At 75.2% G+C, this 1,024-nt stretch carries 1 protein-coding gene; it reads right to left on the bottom strand.

The annotated features are described in order from the left end of the window. Positions 1-1,024: MurT ligase domain-containing protein (locus FFT21_RS28680; RefSeq protein ID WP_225978863.1), on the bottom strand; the 1,024-nt coding region annotated here is incomplete at both ends.

The following is a 1,024-nucleotide window of genomic DNA, read 5'->3' as shown; positions in this document are numbered from 1 at the left end:
AGGAGTTCGAAGCGCACGTCCCACAGCCAGGAGGTGTCGAACCCGTCGGCCTCGCGGGCGTTGACCGCGATGACCAGGGGTCGTTGGTGGTCGGCGATGACGGAGAGCATTTCCTGCCAGCCGGCGGGGTTTTTGGCCAGCAGCAGCCGGGCGGCGCGGCCGGCGAGGGTGACGGTGCGGTAGCGGCCGCGGATGTCGGCGAGGGCCTGGACGGCGGGCAGGGCGGTGGTCGGGGGGCAGTCCAGGGCGGCGGCGGTGGCCACGGCGATGGCGGCGTTGCCGCGGTTGGCCGTGCCGGGCAGTTGCAGGGTCAGGGGGAGGCGGGTGCCCTCGGGGGTGGTGATGGCGTCGGCGTCGACCTGCCAGGCGGGGGTGGGGCGGGTCAGGCCGCAGTCGCACCACCACTGTTGGCCGTCGAGGGTGAGCAGGCGGGCGCAGCGGGGGCAGACGGTGGCGTCGGCGCGCCAGGCCACGCCGGCGGCCACCCAGACCACGCGGGTGGCGGCGGTGCCGGCGAGCACGATGTTGGGGTCGTCGGCGTTGGCGATCACGGTGGCCTGGGGGTGGGCGGTGACGGCGGCGGCCAGTCGGGTGGCGACCTTGCGGATTTCCTCGGCGCGGTCGAGTTGGTCGCGGGAGAGGTTGAGCAGGGTGATCACTTCGGGGGTGACCTGGTCGGCCACGGCGTGCAGGTGCAGTTCGTCGACTTCGAGCACGGCGTGGGCGGCGTCCAGGTCGCCGGCGAGGGCGGCGGTGTGTCCGTCGGGCATGTTGGCGCCGGTGTGGTTGGTGGCGACCTTGCCGTGGCGGGCGCGGAGCGCGGCGGTGATCATGTGGGTGGTGGTGGTCTTGCCGTTGGTGCCGGTGACCAGGGCCACCCGCCGGCCGGTGGCCAGCTGGCGCAGCACGCCCGGGTCCACCGCCAGCGCGACCCGGCCCCCGATGATGGCCCCGTCCCCGCGCCCGGCCGCCCGGGACAGCCAGGACGCGGCACGCCCCAACCCCACCGCGGCCGAAGCACGCA

It is taken from the genome of Gandjariella thermophila, assembly GCF_005405885.1.
GTDB lineage: Bacteria > Actinomycetota > Actinomycetes > Mycobacteriales > Pseudonocardiaceae > Gandjariella > Gandjariella thermophila.
The sequence above is the reverse complement of the archived record's forward strand: the minus strand, read 5'-3'. Positions and strand labels throughout refer to the sequence as shown.